The following is a 16,948-nucleotide window of genomic DNA, read 5'->3' on the forward strand; positions in this document are numbered from 1 at the left end:
GTTGATTTTAATGATTTATTGGTTTATATATTTTTAGAAATATTGGTTAATTAGGAGGAATTTTGTAATGAATGTTCAGTTAAATAATCTTGAAGATAGTAGGGTAGAATTTGTTATCAAGGTAGATAGGAAAGAATTTGATGATGCTATACATATGTCTTTTAAGAAGAATGTTTCTAAATATAATGTGCCTGGATTTAGGAAAGGTAAAATTCCTTTTAAGATCTTTGAACAAATGGTTGGAATTGAGGTGCTTTATAATGATGCTGCAAATGTTGTAATAGATAAGACTTATAAAAATGCTATTGAAGATAATAAAATCGAAGTTGTGGATTACCCTAATATAGAAATTATAAATTGCAAATTGGGTGAAGATTTTGAATATAAAGCAATTGTATATGTTAAACCTGAGGTAGTACTTGGGGAATATAAGGGATTAGGTGTTGAAGAAGTTACATATGATGTGAGCGATAGTGATATTGATCAGGAGTTGCAAAATTTAAGAGAGCAAAATGCACGTATTGTTTTAAAAGATGGAGCTATTGAAGAGGGAGATATAGCTATAATAGATTTTAAAGGATTTGTAGATAATAAGCCATTTGATGGTGGAGAAGCTAAAGATTATACTTTAGTTATAGGATCAAAGAGTTTCATAGATACTTTTGAGGATCAGCTTGTTGGAAAATCTAAAGGTGATAATGTTGATGTAAATGTGGTATTTCCAAATGATTATGGTGTTGATTCATTGAAGGGTAAGGAAGCTAAATTTGAAGTTGCTATAAAAGATGTAAAAGTAAAAGAATTAGAGGAATTGAATGATGATTTTGCAAAAAATTATTCTGAATTTACTACTTTAGATGAACTAAGAAATAGTATAAAAGAGAAAAAAAATAAAGAGAATGAAAATAAACAAAAATATGAGTTTGAGAATTCTGTTATAGAAAAAGTATGTAATAATGCTAAGGTTGACATTCCAGAACCAATGATACAGAGTGAAATTGACAGACTTATACATGATTTTGAAAATAAAGTTAAGTATCAAGGTACAACTTTAGATCAATATTGTAAATATTATGGTATAGAGTTAGAAGATATAAGAAATAATTTTAGAGATAGGGCATCTAAGCAGGTATTATCTAACTTGGTTATAGAAAAAATATCTAAGGAAGAAAATATATTATCAAATAAAGATGATATTGAAGCTAAAGCTTTAGAGTTAGCTAAGATGTATTCTCAAGATGAAAATAAAATTAATTCTATTAAAGAGAGTCTTTTAGCGACATATAATGATTCTTTAGAAAGAGATGTAATTATGTCAAAAACTATAGAATTTTTAGTAAATCATAATAAAAAGAAAAGTAATTAATAGAGTGTTAAAGGAGGAGACTTATGGCATTAGTACCTATAGTTGTTGAGCAAACAAGTAAGGGTGAACGTTCTTATGATATATATTCAAGGTTGTTAAAGGAACGTATAATCTTTTTAGGAGATGAGGTTAATGATGTTACAGCAAGTTTAATAGTTGCTCAGTTGTTATTTCTTGAGAGTGAAGATACTGATAAAGATATACATTTATATATAAATAGTCCCGGAGGGTCTATAACAGCAGGTATGGCTATATATGATACTATGCAGTATATAAAGCCTGATGTATCCACGATTTGTATAGGTATGGCTGCATCTATGGGTGCATTTTTATTATCTTCTGGAGCAAAAGGTAAGAGATTTGCATTGCCTAATAGTGAAATAATGATACATCAACCACTAGGTGGATTTAGAGGGCAGGCAACAGATATAGATATACATGCAAAGAGAATATTAAGAATGAAGAATGATTTAAACAAAATACTTAGTGAGAATACGGGAAAGCCGCTATCTCAAATAGAGTTAGATGTTGAAAGAGATTATTTTTTGGGTTCTTATGAGGCTAAAGAATATGGTTTAATAGATAATGTTATAAGTAAGAAGGTTAAATAATATTAAATCTATTTGCGGGGTGTGGTTATGGCGAAATTGGATGAAAATAAGCAATTAAAGTGTTCTTTTTGTGGGAAAAATCAAGAGCAAGTAAAAAGGTTAATTGCTGGTCCAGGGGTTTATATATGTGATGAATGTATAAATTTATGTTCGGAAATAATAACAGATGATTGTGTAGATGATCAAAAGGTAGGACTATCTAAGGTACCTAAACCTAAAGAGATAAAGGATTATTTAGATCAATATATTATAGGTCAAGATAGAGCTAAAAGATCTGTGTCGGTTGCTATATATAACCATTATAAGAGAATCAATTCACTTATAAAAGATGATAGTGTCGAGATACAGAAAAGTAATATATTGTTATTAGGACCAACGGGATCAGGTAAAACTTTAATAGCACAGACTTTAGCGAGATTTTTGAATGTACCATTTGCTATAGCTGATGCTACTACTTTAACTGAGGCTGGTTATGTTGGAGAAGATGTAGAGAATATATTACTAAAATTAATACAAAATGCTGATTATGATGTGGAGCGAGCTGAAAAAGGAATAATATACATAGATGAGATAGATAAAATTGCTAGAAAATCTGAAAATCCTTCCATAACTAGAGATGTATCTGGTGAAGGTGTACAACAAGCATTACTCAAGATATTGGAAGGTACTGTAGCATCTGTTCCACCTCAAGGTGGTAGGAAACATCCTCATCAAGAATTTATACAAATAAATACTTCTAATATATTATTTATTTGTGGTGGCGCTTTTGATGGGATGGAAAAAATTATAGAGCAAAGAATTAGCGTTAGGGGCATGGGATTTGGCGCAGATATACCCTCTAAAGAAAATAAAGAATTAGACAAGATATTTGGTAATATATTGCCAGAAGATTTATTGAAATTTGGTCTTATACCTGAGTTTATAGGTCGTTTACCTATACTTGTTTCATTAAATGCATTGACTGTAGAAGCGTTAGTTAGGATACTAAAGGAACCTAAGAATGCTATAGTTAAACAGTATAAGAAGTTATTTGAATATGATAATGTTGAATTAGAGTTTGAAGAACAAGCACTTGAATCTATATCAAAAAAAGCTATTAGTAGAAATACTGGAGCAAGAGGTCTTAGAACTATAGTTGAAGACTTGTTAATTGATGTTATGTATAATATACCTTCAGATAAAAACATAGATAAAGTTGTAGTAACTGAAAAGAGTATAGATGATAAAAAAATAGAAATTGTATATAAGAAAAATGAAAAAGGTAGTGACGATATAGAGAGTGCTTAATGAATAAAGATGTTAAGTAGGAATGAATATGTTCATATATGATAGTAAATTTATAAAATCGGTAGTAAAAAGTGAAGATTTTCCTAATGATGGATTGAAGGAAATAGCTATTGTAGGTAGATCTAATGTTGGTAAATCTAGTTTAATAAATTCGATGTTACAACGTAAAAGGCTAGCTAAAGTAAGCTCTACTCCTGGGAAAACTAGGACTTTGAATTTCTTTTTGATAAATAATTTATTTTATTTAGTAGATTTACCTGGATATGGGTATGCTAAGCTCTCTAAGAGTGAAAGAAATTCATGGAAGTATATGGTAGAGTCGTATTTTGATAATAGAGCATGTATAGATAAAGTTATACTTTTAATAGATTCAAGACACGCCCCATTTGAAAGTGATATAGTAATGTACGATTGGATTAATAGTTTAAAGTATAAATTAGATATTATAGCTACTAAATCTGATAAATTGAGCTATTCTCAGATTAAGAAAAATGAACAGGTATTTAAGAAACAATTTAGTAGATCTAATATATTATTTTATTCCTCTTTAAAAAATTATAATAGAAATGAATTACTCAACTTTGTATTTTCATAAATTAAAAAGTATATTATTTTTAATAATATACTTTTTTGTTGTAGCATATTTTATTTTTATACATAAAATTATTATATAAATTTTAATAATAGGAGATTAGCGATGGATTTTATGAATTTTATGAATCAAGCTAGTAATTGTGAGATAGGGCATAGGAATCATGCTAATGATAATTGTGGATGTTATTCATCTAATAATTTTAATAATAATGGATTCAATTATTTATTGCCACTATTTTTTCTATCTGGATTAGGACAAACAGGTTATAACTCAAATAATATGGTTTGTTATCCAAATCAACCACAACAATATGTAACTCCTACCTATTCTAATAATAATTTGAAGTATAGAACTAAAAAAGTAAGGCAAGCATATATGGAAGTTCCAGTATCAACTTATCAGGTAGCTCAACCATATTGTCAACAACAATTATCAGTAAATCCAGGTATGTTTTGTTTAAATGGAAATAGATCTCAATGTGATTTATTTAGTATGTTGTTATTTTTAATTTTTATTAGTAAATTTAGTAATAAATGTGGGAATGTATGTAATGTACAATCCAATACTAGATCATGTGGAAGCTGTTCATCTGAAATATAGTAAATAGTAGTTTTAAAATATATATTCAATTTTTATGGATTGGAATATTAGGAGGGTTATTTATTACCCTCCTAAATATATATATGGAGGTAGCTATTATGTCAAAACGTAAAAAGTATAATAATAAAATTGAATATGAAAATGGATGTTATGATAATAGGTTTATAGATAATAATTTTAATTCATATCTTTATAATAGAGGATTTCAAACAAATAATTTTAATGATATGTATAAAAATTTAAATAATATGATAGGCGTACTTAATAATATGGATATTGATAATTTGAATAATATTTTTTCGTTAATATCTAATGGATTTGATATTAATAATAATGTTAATATTCCAAATAACAAAGAAAATATATTTGATGAAATTAATAATAAAACTGAGATTGTAATTAATTTTTTAAATTCCTTAAAGCCTTTATTAGGAATTGAATTCACGCATATAATAAATAAATTCATAGATTTTTATATGGAAGAGGTAAATTCAGAAAAAGGTTATATGTAAATTATTTTAAGATATGTATAATTTTATTGAAAAAATGAAATAATATGAGTGTGAATGGAGATAATAATTTCTCCACTAATCCCCCTTAATAGGATCATCTATTTATTAATAGAAGGTCCTATTTTTTTATTTTAATATTCTAAAAATTGTTTATTAGTATTTTTTTATGATATTATATTAATAAATGAATTTTATTGTAGATATCGTAAATAATTTTATTATATGTTAAAATTGCATTACATAAATTTTAATGATGTAATTTAGATTTAATTAATTAAAAGATTTTTATGATTACTATTTAGTTGAGAAATTATATAATATATTTGGGGGAATATACGTATGGAATGTTACTTTTTATCAACTTCAGTTGAAATTGTAGAATGTTTTAAAGAATGTGTATATTATAATGGGAGTAAAGAAAATCCAACTGAAGATTGTCCTTTTGCACAAGTATTTAATGGGAAGAGCTATAAAAATTCAGATCAGCAAGTTATAAATAATTAAATAATTTGTTTACATAGTATCTAAGTATTTTTAAAATACTTAGATTTTTTATGGATAAAATCAGTTTAGTATTGTAATATTTATTTATAAATTTATTTTGGAGTTGGTTTTTTGTTTAATGGTATAGATTTTTTAGAAGATGCGAGAAAATTGAGAGATGAAATTATAAATCACAGGAGGCATTTTCATAAATATCCTGAAACTGGATTTGAGGAGTTTGAAACTTGTAAGACTATAACAAATTATTTAAATAGTTTGGGAATTGAAAATAAAATTGTATCAGGAACAGGGATTGTAGCTATTATTAGGGGGAAAAGTGAAGGAAAAACAATTGCACTTAGATCTGACTTGGATGCACTTCCTTTAGATGATTTTAAAAATGTTGAATATTCTTCGAAGATTTCTGGTAAAATGCATGCTTGTGGACATGATGCACATATATCGATTTTAATGAGCGTAGCTAAAGTGCTTCTTAAGTATAGAGATAAATTTAATGGTAATGTAAAATTAATTTTTGAGCCAGCTGAAGAAACTATAGGTGGAGCTAAATTTATGATTAAAGATGGTGTTTTGGAAGATCCTAAAGTTGATGCTATAGTTGGGTTACATGTTTCAGAGCTTATAGATTCAGGTCACATTGGAATGAAATATGGAGTTGTTAATGCTGCCTCTAATCCTTTTAAAATAATTATTAAAGGTAGAGGGGGACATGGGGCACATCCAGAAGATTGTATTGATCCTGTAGTTGTTGGATGTAATCTTGTAATGTTGCTTCAGACTATTGTAAGTAGGGAAATTAGCCCACATAATCCATCTGTTTTGACTGTAGGTAAAATTAGTGGTGGAACAGCACCTAATATTATTCCAGAGAAGGTTGAACTTGAAGGTGTTATTAGGACCTTAAGCAAAGAAGATAGAGAAATGTCAATTAAGAGATTAAAAGAGATATGTAATGGTATTGCTACATCTATGAGAGTTGATATTGATGTTGAAGTAACTGACGGATATCCATGTTTATATAATGATGATAAAATGGTATTCTTAGGAGAAAAAGTATTTAAGAAGGTAATAGGTAGCGAGAATGTAACTATGGATATAAATCCTTCTATGGGTGTTGAAAGTTTTGCATATTTTTCTCAAGAGATTCCATCACTTTTTTATTTTTTAGGTACGAGAAATGTATCAAGAGGTATTGTTCATCCAGCTCATGGAGGTTTATTTGATGTAGATGAAGAAGGGCTTGTGATTGGGGTTGCACTTCAGAGTGCAATAGCATTTAGTTATTTAAATAATTAAGATTGGAGAAATAATGAAACAAGAGATTAGAATTAGTTTTAATGAAAAGGACCAAAGATTAGATAGGTTTTTAAGGAAATTATTTAAAAATGTTGAGTTAAATCTGATATTTAAAGATATAAGAAATGGTAATATACGTGTTAATGGTAAAAAACAAAAAATAAATTATAGAATACAAGAAGATGATGTTTTGAGTATATTTGGTTATTATTATGATTTGAATAATAATAAAAGTATAGATGCAGAGGAGTATATTGGATATAATAAACCCAAAATATGTTATGAAGATTCAAATATTTTAGTTGCAATAAAAGATGTTGATACATTAGTTCATTCAGATGGGAAAAATGAAAAAGATTTAACTAGAGATGTTAATATATATTTATCAAATAAAGGAAATACAAATTTAGATGATAATTTAACTTTTAATATATCCCCAGTAAATAGATTAGATAGAAATACTTATGGACTGGTTATATTTGGAAAAAATAGAGTAGCTGCAAGGGAACTTTGTGAACTTATTAAATTTAGAAAAATTTCTAAGTATTATAAAGTACTTGTTGAAGGTAAGATAAAAGATGGTATATATACTGCATATATAAAAAAAGATAGTAAATTAAATAAATCAATAGTATACGGTTACAAAGTCCAGGATTCCAAAGAAATAAAAATGGAACTTAAGATGATTGATACAAATGGTGTAATTAGTTTGTTAGATATAAAATTAATAACTGGAAGGAGTCATCAAATAAGAAGTCACCTTAAGTTTTTAAATAATCCAGTAATTGGAGATTTAAAATATGGAAATAAGGAGTTAAAAAATTATTTTTTTAATAAATATGGTGTACAAAACCAGTTATTATTTGCATATAAATTGCATTTTAATGGAATAAATGAAAATATGATGTTAAATTATTTAAATAATAAATTAATATTATGTTCATTAACATCACAGTTTAAAAGGATTGTAAGACAAGAATTTAAAATAATTTTTTAGAGGGATATCATAGATGGAAGAACAATCTACAGGTAAGAGCTTTATATCTTTATCTTTTGCAAGTATTCTTGTAAAAATTTTATCTCTTTTATATGTTCCGATAATTATAAGGATACTTGGAGATGAAGGATATGGTATTTATTTAGCTTCTTATGATATATTTAGTTTAATATATGTTATAACAAATTCTGGAATGCAAATTGCTATAGCTAAGCAAATTGCAGAGTTTGTTGCAATTAATGAATCACAAAACGTTTTAAAAACTTTTCATATTGGAAAGAGAATTTTGTTTATTATAGGTCTTATAGGATCTATAGGTTTATTTTTAATTGCTAGACCTGTTGCATTATTGATTGGGAGTCATAGGGCGTATTTGGGAATTTTATTTTTATCACCAACTATATTTTTTACATCTATACTAGCTGCATATAGGGGATTGTTTCAAGGTATATCAAATATGGTTCCTATAGCTTTATCACAAGTAATTGAACAAGTGTGTAATATTTTAATAAGTATATTTTGTTCATTTATGTTAGTTAGTAATAGTTTGGAATTAGGGGCTGCTGGTGGAACAGTCGGTACAACAGTTGGTGCAATTATATCAATTATATTTTTATATTTAATTATGAGGAAACAAAGAATATTAGATAGTATGAGTGTATCGGTGCCTTATTTAAATTGTGAACTTGAAAGAAGAGATAGGAATTCCACAAAAAGCATAATATTTACGTTTCTTAAGTATGGTATACCTGTAATGTTAACTTCCGGAATACAATATGTAGGTGCTGTAATAGATTTGGCTCTTGTTAAAAATAGGCTTATATTTTCTGGGTTTAATAATTCAACTAGTGATATTTTGTATGGGTTACTTGGGAAATATAAAACACTTATATATGTACCACTTGCTATTATTGCAGCTTTGTCTGCGGCTGTTATACCAAGTTTAGTTAGATCTGTTGTACTCAATGATAAAAATAATTTATTTAAGAAAATAAGATTTGCATTGAAGATAAGTTTATTAATATCGATACCATCATGTGTTGCGTTAGCTATTCTTAGTAAGTATATATATCTTATTTTATTTTCAAAAGATTATAGTAGTGGATATACATTGATGTTATATGGATCAAGCCTTGTAATATTTATGTCTATCGTGCAGATTCAAACTACTATACTTCAAGGATTAAATAAATTTTATTCTATATTTACAACTTTATTTATTGGAGTATTGCTAAAATTGGTAAGTAACTATATATTGGTCGGTATACCAAGTATAAATATAAATGGAGCTGTTATTGGAAGTATCATTGGATTTTTAGTACCAATGATTATAAATAGTATTCTAATTAAAAAATATATAGGGTTTAGTAGTAGAAATTTTTTGAATAGTATAAAACCATTCATATCATCTATTATAATGGGAATTTTTATAATAGTATTTTATGAATTAAATTCATTGATATTTATGAATAGTGATTCTATTGTGATTAAATACTTAATTTTTGGCTTAGTAGTAGTATTAGGATTTATAGTTTATTTTGTATCTATAGTTTTTCTAAAATATTTCAAAAAAGAGGATTTAGAATTCATACCACCATCTATATTAAAAATTATTCCTCAAAAAATAATGAGTAAATTCTTAAGTTAGGAATTTACTCATTATTTTTTTATTTAACATTAAATGGACGGCGTCTTATATCACGTGCTAAAGTTACTGCGAATACACTAAATCCACAGAAAATTATTAATATATTTTGTATAAGATCAAATTTAGGCGGTATATAAGATTTTATTAAGTATAGAACTAATATCATAAGTATGCTTAGGAGTATATAAATGATATATTTTGATATTTCTGGTTTAATTTTAACGGTTTTTTTAATTTCTCTAATATTTAAAATTATAGATAAACATGAATCAACTATTAGTGCTATAGCATAGCTAAATATATTTATTTTTGTAAAACCAGCTAATACATATATAATTAAAATTTCTATGGTTGAGCATATTAAAGAGTTTAATAATATTTTATTTTGTTTACCAAGTCCATTTAAAATGCTATATGTAGTCATTGAAATGAAAAATGTAGGAGTTACTATACTTGCAAATCCTATATATGATCCTAAGTCAGTTCTTCTATAGAACATATATGATAATTCATCTGGGATTACAAAGCATATAACCATAGTAGCAAGTCCAAGTATAAATGATATTTTTATAACTTCACGTATTCTATTTTCGGCATATTTAATTTCGTTTTTACTTATGGATTTTGATAAATCTGGAATTAACAAGCTGGAAATAGAACTTATTATTATAAGTGGAAATAATACAATGTTTAGAGCCATACTATTGAATTTACCTATAACAGATAGTGCCTGTGTATAATTAAGACCAGATTTAATAAGTCTTCTAGGAAGTATAAGTGATGTAATGGTACTTAATGTTGTTGTAATCAATCCATTTATAGATAATGGGAATGCTATTTTAAGCATATCTTTTAATAATCTTCTCTTAGAAGTAGATACGGTTGTGCTATCCTTATGTTTATTTTTTACTTTTCTATAGTAAGAGTATAGAAAAACATAACTTAAAAATTCACCTATGCAGATTGATATATATGCGGCAGTTACAGTTGATTCTACGGTTTTTAGATTGAATGATTTGATAACTATTATTAATACCAAGATACGTATAGATTTTTCTAATATATCAATTACAGAAGGTATATTTATTTGAGATGTACCGTAAAAATATCCTTTTAGTATGTTTGAAATGGAAATAAATAGCATAGCAGGACAAATTATCTTAATAGAAGTAATTATTCTAATGTCTTTTATTATAAATTTAGCAATAATAGGTGCTAGAGTATATACAATTGTTGCAATTATTAAAGACCATATTAAAGTAAATATCATCGATGTTTTAATTGTTAGATTAGCCTTATTAAAGTGTTTATTATCGAAATATATTGATGTTAATCTTGATATTGATGCAAGTATACCTCCACACATTAAACATATGAAAAGATTGTATATAGGCATAAGGAGACCATACAGCCCTAATGCTTCAGCTCCAAGTTCTTTTGATAAAATAATTGAAAATACAAATCCAAGAATACCTGTTAATATATTTGAAGAACTTAATATAAATGATTTTTTATAGAAATTTTCTTTTTGCAAAAATTATCCCTCCTTTTACAGAACATTGTGTATATATTAAAAGTTATTATAGAAAAAAATTTTTATTCTTAATTAAATTTAGGGATAATGTTTTTATTTAATAATACGTAATAAGTATTAAAAACATATTAAATAGAATTGCGTATGAATAAACAGATATTTTAAAATAATTGTGGAGATTATTTTAGTTATTTGATATAATTTTGATGATTGTTATCAATTTGCTATTTCAAATAGTGAATTAATTTATTAAATAAATTCAAGCTTAATATATGGAAGGTAATTCATATCGAGTGAGAGGGGAAGGTTTATGGGCAGAGTTGAATTAACATATGGAAGAGCGATAAAAAAGATAATGGATATTACAAATCCTATCAAGAAAATGCTGATGAAAACCAATTGTATTACACATAAATTTATAAATAATAATTCTATACAGATATTGAATAATGAAAGTTTATATAATATTAGTATTTTTATAAAAAAATATATAGATTTTATAAATGATGGAGTTGTATGGGCAGATCAGGATTATAAAAGTAGTAACCATTTTTATAATATAGATACTTTAAAGGGATTATATGGTTTCTCTGATCTTTTAAATGAATTTAAAAAATATTATAGAACAGCTATGTATTATTTAGATAAGAATCAAATTGAGAAGTGTATGTTTTATGTAGGGGTTTGCCTACACCTTATACAAGATTCTACAGTTCCTCAACATGGGAGTGGGGATTTATTTAATGAACATAGGAATTTTGAACTTTGGATAGTATCTAAAATATATGATGAAAACAAGTTTAAGATAGAAACAGGGATTCAAAGATTTAATAGAGTTGAGGATTATATTATAAAAAATATAGCTTTTTCTCAAAAAATTAATATTATTAATAAAAATATAAAAGATAGAGAAAAAAGATATATGAATATATCTTGCGAAATTTTGAGAAGAGCACATGAAACTACAGCTGGGTTTTTAGTTGATATATATGAGAGAATAAATAATATAATTTAAATAGGAGATATTCTAATATTTATTAGGATATCTCCTATTTTGTCATATATAATGAGAATTGTATTAGAATTGTATTTTTATTTTGAGTAGTGTATTATAGTAGTTAGTTGCTTAAAATTTACTAGATTATTTAATTTATTTTTGGGTAAAAATAAATTAAAATGAATATAAAAAATCAGTAATATTACCTAAAATTATTGTATATTCTATTTCTAATATTAATTTATAAAATTGAGGTGATAATTTTATGAATATTGACATCATTCGAGAGATACAACGTGCTGAAGAACAAGCAACTTTGATTTTAGATAAATCTAGAGATGATAGTAAAAAAATACTCAATGATGCTGTGGTTAAAGCTAACGATGAGTATAATAGAATAATTGATTTAGCTAATGAAGAATACAAAAAAATAGTACAAGATTATGAAAATCAAGGTAAAAATATAGCTGAAAGTTCAGAAATGAAATGCGATGTATCGAAAATATCTAATGTTTCTGATAATAAAAAACAATTAGCTATAAATAAGATAATACAGGAGATTATTATTTATGGCGATAGTTAAAATGAAAAAATTTTCCTTATATTTTCTAGAAAAGGATAAGGAAACGGTTTTAAATGCATTACAAGCGTTTGGCGGATTAGAATTTAATGGTTTTGAAAAATATACAACAAACATTAGAGAAGATAATGAATTATTAAACACATTAGATAAATTAAAGTGCTTGGAGTTAGATAGTCAGAGTGCAATTTTTGATCAAAATTTAAATAAATTAAGGTATTGTTTAGACATTTTAAAACCTTATGCAACTAAAAAATCAATATTTAAAACATTAATAGACGATAAAATAGAAATAGAATATATTAAGCTTGTAGAGTATATGAAAAATAATAATTGGGAAAAAATATACGATGATTTAAAAAAAATAGATAGTAGAATAGCAGAGTTGGATTCAGAATATTTAAGATGTGAGACTGAAATAGATATAGCAAAGTACTGGAGAAATTTAGAGGGAAATATTAAAAATTATAACAAATTAAAGTATTCTACATGTTTTTTAGGTAGTATTTCTAAACAATTTGAGACAGAAGTATTAACTAAATTTGAACAAGATTTTGAATATTCATTTATTGATTTAATTAATTCTACACAAAAGGAGTCATACTTTTTAATCATAATTTATAATGATTTTAAGAATGAAGCATTAGAATTTTTAAAGCAAAGAGGATTTAATTTTCAGACATTTAATTATGATTGTAGTATTAACGAATGTATAAACAGACTTGAAAAAGATAAAAAAGATATATTAGTTGAAAAAAATAAATTGAAAAAAAGTATAGAAAAATATTCAAACAGTTATTTGGAATTACAGTATGCTTATGAATATTTCAATTCAAATAAAGAAAAATCGCATTTATTTCAAAAGTTTATGAGAAGTGATTTTGTTGTAATATCACAGGGATATTTAGAAAGCGATAATGTAGTAAATTTAGAGAAATGTTTATCTAATATTAAAAACTTTGATTTTTATTTAGATATTGAAGAGATAAGTGATGAAGATGTACTTGATGTACCAGTAAAGTTAAGTAATGGATGTATATCGTCACCTTTTGAGTCTGTTGTTGAAATGTATAGTTATCCTATATATAGTGAGGTAGATCCATCCCCTGTAATATCCATATTTTTTATAGTATTTTTTGGGATGATGCTTGCGGATGCAGGATATGGAATTTTAATGTTATTAATTTCAATATTTTTATATACTAAATCTAAGACTAAAGAAAAAAGGGATAGTTATAGATTATTTATATTTGCAGGTATATCTACTACTATATGGGGTGTGCTGTATGGGGCATACTTTGGCGATTTTTTAGTAAGATATTTTAACATTAATGTGCCTGTATTGCTTGATGTAAATAAAGATATAATGAAAATATTTTTGATTGCTATTGCATTTGGGTTTGTACATTTAGTTGTAGGTTTAATTATGAAAGCAATAGTATATTTTAAAAATGGGAAAATAATAGATATCTTATACGATGTTTTACCATGGATGATGATTCTTGGTGGGGTTATTATGTTTGCATTGAAAGATATTGTAATATTTATTACACCCCAAATTTCTGGTATTATTATTGTTTTAGGAATAATAATTTTACTATTTACCCAAGGAAGGGAAGCAGAAACCTTGGTTGGGAAAATAGGCGGTGGAGTATATGGAGTTTATGGAATAAGTTCTTATTTAGGAGATATAATTTCATATTCTAGATTATTAGCTTTAGGATTAGCATCTGGATTTATTGCTAATGCTTTTAATATAATGGGTGGATTAATACCATTTCCATTTAATATAGTAATAACACCAATTCTTTTAATACCACTTCATTTATTTAACTTAGGTATAAATGCATTGGGAACTTATGTACACTCGTCTAGGTTACAATATTTAGAGTTTTTTGGAAAATTCTATTCAGGTGGTGGAAGGAAATTCACACCGTTTAAATATACAGATGAATATATAAGAATTAAAAAATAATAATTGTTTAAATAGGAGGAAAAAATATGACATTTTCAGATTTTTTAGTACAATATGGGGGTTTAATATTAGCTTTATTAGGAGCAGCTTTATGTGTTGGATTATCAGGAACTGGATCAGCTAAAGGGGTGTCTATTGCAGGTCAAGCTTCTGCTGGATTATTATCTGAAGAACCAGAAAAATTTGGTCAAACAATATTATTAACAGCATTACCAGGAACTCAAGGTTTATTTGGATTTGTTATTGCATTGTTAATATTTCTTAATTCAGGTGTTTTCGATACTCAATTTCCATCAGTTTTACAAGGGTTTCAATTTTTAATGGCTGGATTACCTATGGGATTAACAGGATTGTTTTCTGGTATAGCTCAAGGTAAAGTTTGTGCAGCAGCTGTGCAAATACTAGCTAAAAATCCTAAGCATACAACTAAGGGTGTAATATATGCTACACTTGTTGAAACTTATGCTGTTTTAGGATTTGTTGCTTCATTATTTATGGTTTTATTTTTTAAATAGATTTGGAGTGATCTAAAGTATGTCAAATTGTAAAAAGTTGGTTAATAGAATTATAAATGATGCTGAAGTCAAAAAAAATGAAATAGTAAATAAGGCTAAAGAAGAAGCTGATAAAATAGTAAATAATAAACTTATTGAAGCAAATAAAGCGAAGGAAAAAATAATTTCTAAGGCTCATAATGATGGAATTCAGTTAAAAAATAATATAATTTCTAAATCTGAATCCAATATTAGAAAAAATATATTAGGGGCTAAAAAACAAATTTTGGATGAAATATTTTTTGAATCATTAGAAATATTAACAAAGCTAAATGAAATAGAGTTTAAAAAATATATTAACAATACCTTTAAAAATTTAGATTTAGAAGGGGAATATGCATTAATAATACCTTTAACTTATAATAAACATGATTTTGAAGACTTAATTAACTTTAATAGTTATAAGTTTACATTAACAAAAATAAAACCATCTGATGCTTTAAAAGGTGGTTTTATTTTAGAAAAAGATGGTAGTATTATAAATTATTCTTTTGAAGTAATAATGGAATTTGTTAGAGAAGAAATTGAATTTGAAGTATCTAAAATTTTGTTTGATTGAGGAGGTATAGTGTGTATAAATATTCGTATTTAGATGTTATGCCTAAAATCAGAGTATATGAGAAAAAGTTAATAGATAATTTAATTATAGATAGAATGCTTTCAACCAATAATATGAATGAATTATTTAGGATGCTATCTGAAACTAATTATAGTAAGAATACATCAGAAGTAATTGATCATTTAAACTATGAAAAAATACTTATGAAAGAGTTAAAAAACTTGTTTAATGAGATGAGTTATATACTTTCAAATAGTAATTTAATTGATGTTTTTACATTAAAGTATTTTTATAATAATTTAAAGGTAATGTTAAAAAGTAAGTTTCTAAATATTAATTTATCTAATTTAATATTTGAATTTAATAGTATTAATAATTTAGGTATATATGAAGCTTTATATAATGACAATTATAGATATTTAAATGAAAGAATTAAAAATATTATCAAATTTTTGGTAAACGACTTTGATCATAATAGAGATATTACTAATATAGATATTATGTTAGATAAGTTTATGTTTGAAGATCTAAAACAAAAGGTATATGAAATTGGAGATAATTTTTTAATTAATTATGCGGATAAATTAATTGATATATTTAATATTAAGACGATTTTTAGGATTAAAAAACTTAAATTAGATAAGAAAATATTAGGTAGTGTGGTTTGTGTACCGGGAAGTATAGATTTAGAAAAGATAAAATTATTATTTTTAGAAAGTAATGATAATTTATTAATAAGATTTTCTGATATTGAGATATATAAATATATTAAAAATGGAATTGAAAAATTTATTAATGATGATGACGTTGGTTTATTAGAAATAGAATTAGATAATTATTTAATGAATTTTCTTAAAAATCAAAAGATATATACATCTGGATTATCACCAATAATAGGTTATATTAATGCTAAAGAAACTGAAATAAGAAATGTTAGACTTATTATAATGGGAAAAATCAATAATATTCCTTCGGAGACTATAAAGGGGAGGTTAATATTAGGCTATGTATAAAGTTGGAGTTATAGGTGATAAAGATTCAATATTTTCTTTTAAATCTTTAGGTATTGAAACTTTTTCTTGTGAAGAAGGAGATATAGGTGAGGTTACTCAACTTATAAAAAAGATGGTAGCTAAGAATTACGGTGTTATATTTATTACTGAAAATATAGCCCAACATGTATTAGATTTAATAGATAGATATCAAAAATGTTACCTTCCAGTTATAGTTTTAATACCAAATAGTCAAGGAAGTTTAGGTATTGGTATTTCAAGGATAAATGAAAATGTTGAAAAGGCCATAGGTATAAATATTTTATAGAAAGGAGATATAA

The 16,948-nt window shown here is 25.6% G+C and carries 18 protein-coding genes; 17 read left to right on the plus strand and 1 reads right to left on the minus strand.

Features of this window, described 5'->3' with window-relative positions:
• The first annotated feature begins 67 nt into the window (after positions 1-67).
• The 10 genes from tig (at position 68) to RATSFB_RS01375 (ending at position 9,416) form a co-directional block, all read left to right on the plus strand.
• A complete protein-coding gene (tig, locus tag RATSFB_RS01335; protein WP_014094259.1) occupies positions 68-1,366 on the plus strand; it encodes a trigger factor in 1,299 nt (432 codons plus the stop codon).
• A gap of 23 nt (positions 1,367-1,389) precedes the next feature.
• Positions 1,390-1,977: an ATP-dependent Clp endopeptidase proteolytic subunit ClpP gene (gene clpP / locus RATSFB_RS01340; protein ID WP_014094260.1), complete on the plus strand. Its 588-nt coding sequence runs from the start codon at positions 1,390-1,392 to the stop codon at positions 1,975-1,977.
• Between the two features lie 27 nt (positions 1,978-2,004).
• On the plus strand, positions 2,005-3,264 hold the full coding sequence (gene clpX, locus RATSFB_RS01345; RefSeq protein ID WP_014094261.1) for an ATP-dependent Clp protease ATP-binding subunit ClpX: 1,260 nt from the start codon (positions 2,005-2,007) through the stop codon (positions 3,262-3,264).
• A gap of 28 nt (positions 3,265-3,292) precedes the next feature.
• Positions 3,293-3,859 carry a ribosome biogenesis GTP-binding protein YihA/YsxC gene (gene yihA / locus RATSFB_RS01350; protein ID WP_014094262.1) on the plus strand — a complete coding sequence of 189 codons (567 nt, stop codon included), beginning with the start codon at positions 3,293-3,295 and terminating at the stop codon, positions 3,857-3,859.
• A gap of 102 nt (positions 3,860-3,961) precedes the next feature.
• Positions 3,962-4,459 (plus strand): hypothetical protein, encoded by a 498-nt coding sequence (locus RATSFB_RS01355; protein WP_014094263.1) that lies wholly within the window; start codon positions 3,962-3,964, stop codon positions 4,457-4,459.
• 98 nt (positions 4,460-4,557) lie between these two features.
• Complete coding sequence (locus RATSFB_RS01360; protein ID WP_014094264.1) at positions 4,558-4,971, plus strand: hypothetical protein; 414 nt, start codon at positions 4,558-4,560, stop codon at positions 4,969-4,971.
• A 339-nt stretch (positions 4,972-5,310) separates the two neighbouring features.
• Entirely contained in the window at positions 5,311-5,475 is a 165-nt protein-coding gene (locus RATSFB_RS07390) for a hypothetical protein (protein WP_014094265.1), read from the plus strand.
• A 111-nt stretch (positions 5,476-5,586) separates the two neighbouring features.
• Positions 5,587-6,771: a M20 metallopeptidase family protein gene (locus tag RATSFB_RS01365; RefSeq protein WP_014094266.1), complete on the plus strand. Its 1,185-nt coding sequence runs from the start codon at positions 5,587-5,589 to the stop codon at positions 6,769-6,771.
• A gap of 13 nt (positions 6,772-6,784) precedes the next feature.
• Positions 6,785-7,768, plus strand: coding sequence for a pseudouridine synthase (locus RATSFB_RS01370; protein ID WP_014094267.1), 984 nt, complete (start codon positions 6,785-6,787; stop codon positions 7,766-7,768).
• A 13-nt stretch (positions 7,769-7,781) separates the two neighbouring features.
• On the plus strand, positions 7,782-9,416 hold the full coding sequence (locus RATSFB_RS01375) for a putative polysaccharide biosynthesis protein (protein WP_014094268.1): 1,635 nt from the start codon (positions 7,782-7,784) through the stop codon (positions 9,414-9,416).
• A 19-nt stretch (positions 9,417-9,435) separates the two neighbouring features.
• Here the strand turns inward: RATSFB_RS01375 and spoVB are convergent, their stop codons facing one another.
• Positions 9,436-10,950: a stage V sporulation protein B gene (gene spoVB / locus RATSFB_RS01380; protein ID WP_044035482.1), complete on the minus strand. Its 1,515-nt coding sequence runs from the start codon at positions 10,948-10,950 to the stop codon at positions 9,436-9,438.
• A gap of 310 nt (positions 10,951-11,260) precedes the next feature.
• Between spoVB and RATSFB_RS01385 the strand changes: the two genes are divergently transcribed.
• From RATSFB_RS01385 to RATSFB_RS01415, 7 genes are all read left to right on the plus strand, one after another.
• Entirely contained in the window at positions 11,261-11,965 is a 705-nt protein-coding gene (locus RATSFB_RS01385; RefSeq protein WP_014094271.1) for a zinc dependent phospholipase C family protein, read from the plus strand.
• 247 nt (positions 11,966-12,212) lie between these two features.
• Positions 12,213-12,530, plus strand: coding sequence for a hypothetical protein (locus tag RATSFB_RS01390; RefSeq protein WP_014094272.1), 318 nt, complete (start codon positions 12,213-12,215; stop codon positions 12,528-12,530).
• Positions 12,517-14,502, plus strand: a complete 1,986-nt coding sequence (locus RATSFB_RS01395) for a V-type ATP synthase subunit I (RefSeq protein WP_014094273.1) — start codon at positions 12,517-12,519, stop codon at positions 14,500-14,502. The genes RATSFB_RS01390 and RATSFB_RS01395 overlap by 14 nt, the downstream gene beginning before the upstream one ends.
• A 26-nt stretch (positions 14,503-14,528) precedes the next feature.
• Complete coding sequence (locus tag RATSFB_RS01400) at positions 14,529-15,017, plus strand: V-type ATP synthase subunit K (RefSeq protein ID WP_014094274.1); 489 nt, start codon at positions 14,529-14,531, stop codon at positions 15,015-15,017.
• A 19-nt stretch (positions 15,018-15,036) separates the two neighbouring features.
• Positions 15,037-15,615 (plus strand): V-type ATP synthase subunit E, encoded by a 579-nt coding sequence (locus tag RATSFB_RS01405; RefSeq protein WP_014094275.1) that lies wholly within the window; start codon positions 15,037-15,039, stop codon positions 15,613-15,615.
• 11 nt (positions 15,616-15,626) lie between these two features.
• Entirely contained in the window at positions 15,627-16,628 is a 1,002-nt protein-coding gene (locus RATSFB_RS01410; protein WP_044035483.1) for a V-type ATP synthase subunit C, read from the plus strand.
• Positions 16,621-16,935 (plus strand): V-type ATP synthase subunit F, encoded by a 315-nt coding sequence (locus RATSFB_RS01415; RefSeq protein WP_014094277.1) that lies wholly within the window; start codon positions 16,621-16,623, stop codon positions 16,933-16,935. The genes RATSFB_RS01410 and RATSFB_RS01415 overlap by 8 nt, the downstream gene beginning before the upstream one ends.
• The last annotated feature ends 13 nt before the right edge of the window (positions 16,936-16,948 follow it).

This window comes from Candidatus Arthromitus sp. SFB-rat-Yit (genome assembly GCF_000283555.1).
Lineage (GTDB): Bacteria > Bacillota > Clostridia > Clostridiales > Clostridiaceae > Dwaynesavagella.